General features: G+C 71.5%; 4 protein-coding genes. All 4 read left to right on the top strand.

Annotated features, from left to right (window positions below; translation table 11 throughout):
- The coding region (locus tag GFJ45_RS07760; RefSeq protein WP_153395843.1) for a DUF721 domain-containing protein at nucleotides 1-478 on the top strand (478 nt) is incomplete at its 5' end.
- 209 nt (nucleotides 479-687) lie between these two features.
- Nucleotides 688-2,772, top strand: coding sequence for a DNA topoisomerase (ATP-hydrolyzing) subunit B (gyrB, locus tag GFJ45_RS07755; RefSeq protein ID WP_153395841.1), 2,085 nt, complete (start codon nucleotides 688-690; stop codon nucleotides 2,770-2,772).
- Between the two features lie 89 nt (nucleotides 2,773-2,861).
- Nucleotides 2,862-5,471 carry a DNA gyrase subunit A gene (gene gyrA, locus GFJ45_RS07750; RefSeq protein WP_153395839.1) on the top strand — a complete coding sequence of 870 codons (2,610 nt, stop codon included), beginning with the start codon at nucleotides 2,862-2,864 and terminating at the stop codon, nucleotides 5,469-5,471.
- A 17-nt stretch (nucleotides 5,472-5,488) separates the two neighbouring features.
- Nucleotides 5,489-6,121 carry a DUF3566 domain-containing protein gene (locus GFJ45_RS07745; RefSeq protein WP_228386678.1) on the top strand — a complete coding sequence of 211 codons (633 nt, stop codon included), beginning with the start codon at nucleotides 5,489-5,491 and terminating at the stop codon, nucleotides 6,119-6,121.
- Nucleotides 6,122-6,152: the final 31 nt, after the last annotated feature.

Genomic DNA, 6,152 nt, shown 5'->3' with positions numbered 1-6,152 from the left:
CGGGCTGCGTCCCGGTCGGCCCGGGGGAGCCGGTGGGTCCGGCCGGCACGGGCAGCGCGCCGGTGGCGCCGAGCCGGCCGCCGGGCTGACCTCGCGGCGCTCCGGTGCCGGGACACCTTCCCGGCGCGACCCGCAACCGGTGGGGACGGAGATGGAGTCGCTGCTGGCCTCCCGCGGCTGGCGCGGGCAGGTGCAGGTGGGCTCGGTGGTCGGGCGGTGGCCGGCGATCGTCGGTGAGACGGTCGCCGCCCACGTCGCCCCCGTCGCGTTCGAGGGCACCACGCTCACCGTGCAGGCCGACTCGACCGCCTGGGCCACCCAGATGCGGCTGCTGACCAACTCGGTCCTCGCCCGGATCGAGACCGAGGTCGGGGACGACGTCGTCACCCAGATCGTCGTGCACGGACCCGCCGGCCCGACGTGGCGCAAGGGGCCGCTGCGGGCCCCCGGCGCCGGGCCCCGTGACACCTACGGCTGAGGGCGGCTCAGAGCCCTCCGCCCCCCTGGCGACGGGGTGGGGTGCGCCCCCTGGTCAGTTCGGTGCCCGAATCTGGCGTCCAGCGCCTGTGATCGCCGGTCCGCGGGCCGGGAACCGATAGGATGGAGGCGAATCCCGCCCCCTCGCTAAGGAGACCTGTGGCCACCGTCGGTCCCGAGCACCCGTCAGAGCCCGACCAGGACCCGGCCATGCCGGAGCTCCCGGAGGCCACCGCCTCGGAGGCGGCCCCGGAGTCCCTGGCCACAGCGACGCCGTACGACGCCAACGCGATCACCGTCCTGGAGGGGCTGGAGGCGGTCCGCAAGCGTCCGGGCATGTACATCGGCTCCACGGGTGAGCGTGGCCTGCACCACCTGGTGTGGGAGATCGTCGACAACTCGGTGGACGAGGCGCTGGCCGGCCACGCCGACCGGATCGAGGTCACCCTGCTGGCCGACGGCGGCGTCCGGGTGCGCGACAACGGCCGGGGGATCCCCACCGGCCTCCATCGTGCCGAGGGCAAGCCGGCGGTCGAGGTCGTCATGACCCAGCTGCACGCCGGCGGGAAGTTCGGCGGTGGCGGCTACGCCGTCTCCGGCGGCCTGCACGGGGTGGGGTCCTCGGTCGTCAACGCGCTCTCCGAGCAGCTCGACGTGGAGGTGCGCCAGCGCGGGCACGTGTGGCGGCAGAGCTACCGGCTCGGCGTGCCGCAGGCGCCGCTGAGCAAGGACGAGGAGATCGCCGAGGACGACACCGGCACCATGGTCACGTTCTGGCCGTCGGCGGACATCTTCGACGCTGTCGTCTTCGACTTCGAGACGCTGCGGGCCCGGTTCCAGCAGATGGCCTTCCTCAACAAGGGGCTGACCATCACCCTCACCGACGAGCGGCCCGCCGAGGCCCCCGACCCGGACGCCCTCGACGACGACCCGCTGGAGGCCGTCGAGGGTGAGGAGTCCGCCGCGGCCGAGCCCGCCGCGACCGGGCCGCAGCACACGGTGACCTACCGCTACGAGCACGGGCTGCTGGACTACGTGCGGCACCTGAACCGCTCCAAGCGGTCGGACCCGGTGCACGAGGACGTCATCGCCTTCGAGACCGAGGACACCGAGCGGATGCTCTCCCTCGAGGTGGCGATGCAGTGGACCACCTCGTTCACCGAGTCGGTCCACACCTACGCCAACACCATCAACACCCACGAGGGCGGGACTCACGAGGAGGGCTTCCGCACCGCGCTGACCCGGCTGGTGAACGACTTCGCCAAGGAGCACCGGCTGCTGAAGGAGAAGGACCCCAACCTGACCGGCGACGACGTCCGGGAGGGGCTCACGGCGGTGATCTCGGTCAAGATCGGCGAGCCGCAGTTCGAGGGCCAGACCAAGACCAAGCTGGGCAACTCCGAGGTCAAGGGCTTCGTGCAGTCGGCGATGACCGACCAGTTCGGCTACTGGCTGGAGGCCCACCCGCGGGAGGGCCGGGAGATCGTCGGCAAGGCGGTCCAGGCGGCGGCGGCCCGGCTCGCGGCCCGCAAAGCCCGCGAGGCCACCCGCCGCAAGGGGCTGCTGGAGTCCGGGGGCCTGCCCGGCAAGCTGCGCGACTGCCAGTCCAACGACCCGACCATCTCCGAGGTCTTCATCGTCGAGGGCGACTCGGCCGGTGGATCGGCGGTGCGCGGGCGCAACCCGCACAACCAGGCGATCCTGCCGATCCGCGGCAAGATCCTCAACGTCGAGAAGGCCCGGCTGGACCGGATCCTGAACAACCAGGAGATCAAGGCGCTGATCTCCGGGTTCGGCACCGGCATCGGCGAGGACTTCGACATCAGCAAGGCCCGCTACCACAAGATCGTGCTGATGGCCGACGCCGACGTCGACGGCATGCACATCCGCACGCTGCTGCTGACGCTGCTGTTCCGGTTCATGCGCCCGCTCATCGAGGCCGGCTTCGTCTACCTGGCCCAGCCGCCGCTCTACCGGCTGAAGTGGACCAACGCCGAGCACGAGTTCGTCTTCACCGACCGCGAGCGGGACGCCCTGATCCAGCAGGGACTGGCGGCGGGCCGCCGGCTGCCCAAGGACAGCGGCATCCAGCGCTACAAGGGCCTGGGTGAGATGGACTACCGGGAGCTGTGGGAGACCACCATGAACCCCGACACCCGGGTGCTGCTGCAGGTCACCGTCGAGGACGCCGCGGCGGCCGACGAGATCTTCTCGGTGCTCATGGGCGAGGACGTGGAGTCCCGCCGGGGCTTCATCCAGCGCAACGCCAAGGACGTGCGCTTCCTGGACATCTGATGCGCGGTAGCGGCCGGGGCCGGCTGCCCCGCCCGGGCGCGCTGCCGGCCGCTACCTGCCCCTGACGGACCACGACCAGAAGGACACGCGTGACCGACACCACCCCCCCGCCCATCGGCGACCGCGTCGAGGCGGTCGACCTCAACGCGGAGATGCAGCGCTCCTACATCGAGTACGCGATGAGCGTCATCGTCTCCCGGGCGCTGCCGGACGTCCGTGACGGCCTGAAGCCGGTGCACCGCCGCGTGCTCTACGCGATGTACGACGGCGGCTACCGGCCCGACCGCGGCTACAACAAGTGCGCCCGCGTCGTCGGCGACGTCATGGGCCACTACCACCCGCACGGCGACATGGCGATCTACGACGCCCTGGTGCGGCTGGTGCAGGACTGGGCGATGCGCTACCCGCTGGTCGACGGGCAGGGCAACTTCGGCACCCCCGGTGACGACCCGGCCGCCGCGCCCCGCTACACCGAGTGCAAGATGGCGGCGCTGGCCATGGAGATGGTCCGCGACATCCACGAGGACACCGTCGACTTCGGCGACAACTACGACGGCAAGACCCAGGAGCCCACGGTGCTGCCGGCGCGGTTCCCGAACCTGCTGGTCAACGGCTCGGCGGGCATCGCGGTCGGCATGGCCACGCAGATCCCGCCGCACAACCTGCGCGAGGTCGCCAGCGGCGTGCAGTGGCTGCTGGAGCACCCCGACGCCAGCCGGGACGAGCTGCTGGAGGCGCTGATCTCGCGCATCCAGGGACCGGACTTCCCGACCGGGGCACTGATCATGGGCCGCCGCGGCATCGAGGAGGCCTACCGGACCGGCCGCGGCTCGATCATCATGCGGGCCGTCGTCGAGGTCGAGGAGATCCAGGGCCGGCAGTGCCTGGTGGTGACCGAGCTGCCCTACCAGGTCAACCCCGACAGCCTAGCCAAGCGGATCGCCGAGCAGGTCAACGAGGGCAAGCTCGCCGGCATCGCCGACCTGCGCGACGAGACCTCCGGGCGCACCGGGCAGCGGCTGGTCATCGTGCTCAAGCGCGACGCGGTCGCCAAGGTGGTCCTCAACAACCTCTACAAGCACACCCAGCTGCAGCAGACCTTCGGCGCCAACATGCTGGCCCTGGTCGACGGCGTCCCGCGGACGCTGCCGCTGTCGGCGTTCGTGCGGCACTGGGTGGACCACCAGATCGAGGTCATCGTCCGGCGCACCACGTTCCGGCTGCGGCGGGCCGAGGAGCAGATCCACATCCTGCGCGGCCTGCTGAAGGCCCTGGACGCGCTGGACGAGGTCATCGCGCTGATCCGGCGCTCGCCGACCGTGGAGGAGGCCCGTGACGGCCTCGTCGAGCTGCTGCAGATCGACGAGGTGCAGGCTCGGGCGATCCTGGACATGCAGCTGCGGCGGCTGGCGGCCCTGGAGCGGCAGAAGATCATCGACGAGCACGACCGGCTGCAGGCCATGATCGAGGAGTACCGCCACATCCTGGCCACCCCGCAGCGGCAGCGGGACATCGTCTCCGAGGAGCTGGCCGCGATCGTGGACCGCTACGGGGACGAGCGGCGGACCCGGATCGTGCCCTTCGACGGGGACATGTCGATGGAGGACCTCATCCCCGAGGAGGACGTGGTCGTCACCATCACCCGCGGCGGCTACGCCAAGCGGACCCGCACCAGCGAGTACCGCCCGCAGAACCGCGGCGGCAAGGGGCGGCGCGGTGCGGCGCTGCGCGCCGACGACATCGTGAACCACTTCTTCACCACCAGCACCCACCACTGGCTGCTGTTCTTCACCAACCACGGCCGGGTCTACCGGGCCAAGGCCTACGAGATCCCCGAGGGCGGCCCCAGCGGCAAGGGCTCCCACGTGGCCAACCTGCTGGCCTTCCAGCCCGGCGAGGAGATTGCGCAGGTGCTGGCGCTGCGCGACTACGAGCAGGCGGACTACCTGCTGCTGGCCACCCGCAACGGGCTGGTGAAGAAGACCCGGTTGAGCGACTACGACTCCCCCCGCTCCGGCGGCCTGATCGCGGTGAACCTGCGGGACGGCGACGAGCTGGTCAGCGCCGCTCTGGCGGGCGCGGAGGACGACGTGGTGCTGGTCTCGGTCAAGGGGCAGTCGGTGCGGTTCACCGCGACCGACACCGTGCTGCGGCCGATGGGCCGGGCCACCTCGGGAGTCACCGGCATGAAGTTCCGGGACGGTGACCATCTGCTGGCGATGCAGGTCGTGGAGGCCGGCACCGACCCCTACGTCTTCGTCGTGTTCGAGTCCGGCATGGCCAAGCGCACGGCGGTCTCGCAGTACCGGCTGCAGGGCCGCGGCGGGCTGGGCATCAAGGTGGCCCGCGCCACCGAGAAGGCCGGTGACCTGGTGGGGGCGCTGACCGTGGCCGAGGACGACGAGGTGCTGGTGGTCATGGAGCGCGGCAACGTGGTGCGCTCCTCGGTCGCCCAGGTGCGCCCGACCGGGCGCGACACCTCCGGGGTGCGGTTCGCGGCCCCGGGTCGCGACGACGCGATCGTCGCGGTGGCCCGCAACGCCGACACCCTCATCAACGAGGAGATCGAGCAGATCGAGGTGGAGGACGGCGGGGAGTCCCTGGACACCGGCGGTGATGGCGTAACGTCGGGGCACGACGGTGCCGAGGGCACCACCCCGGAGCCGACCGCTGAGGCCGGCTCCGGCGACGAGGACTGACGGGCGCAGGAGGACAGTTGAGCGGCAGCGACAGCGGCGACCGCACCGAGCGCCTGCAGCGCCCCGGCACCCAGACCGGACGGTCCAGCGCGATGCGGGACGGTGCCATGGCCCGGACCGCACCCCGCCAGTCACCGCAGGCCCGAGCACGCAGTGGGTCGGGCGGGCCCGCGGTCGGTGGTGCGGCGGCCGCGGCAGCCGCCCGGTCGGCGGGCACCACCGGCAGCAGCGGCCGTAGCACCCAGCGCACCGGCACCCGCCCGGTGCGGCGGACTGGTCCGCGGCTGGTCCGGCTGACCGTCCAGCGGCTCGACCCCTGGTCGGTCATGAAGATCTCGTTCCTGGTCTCCGTGGCCCTCGGCATCGCCCAGGTGGTCATGGTGGCGGTGCTGTGGACGGTGCTGTCGGGCATGAACGTCTTCTCCACCGTCAACGACCTGATCGTGGAGATCACCACGGGGGAGACCGGTGCGCAGGGGTTCGACCTGATGGACTACATCGGCTTCGGCCGGGTGGTCTCCCTCGCGGTCGTGATCGCGGTCATCAACGTCATCCTGCTCACCGCCTGGGCCACGCTGACCGCCTTCCTCTACAACGTGTGCACCGCCCTCGTGGGCGGCGCTCAGCTGACGCTGTCCGACGAGCGCTGAGTCCGCGCCGGCGGGGTGCTGCCGTTTTGGA

This window comes from Ornithinicoccus halotolerans (assembly GCF_009602535.1).
Taxonomy (GTDB): domain Bacteria; phylum Actinomycetota; class Actinomycetes; order Actinomycetales; family Dermatophilaceae; genus Ornithinicoccus; species Ornithinicoccus halotolerans.
This window is presented reverse-complemented; position numbering and strand designations above follow the sequence as displayed.

What these genes read in the sequence shown, in the direction of transcription:
- gyrB (WP_153395841.1), top strand. Translation starts at nt 688, where the DNA reads ATGCCGGAGCTCCCGGAGGCCACCGCCTCGGAGGCGGCCCCGGAGTCC.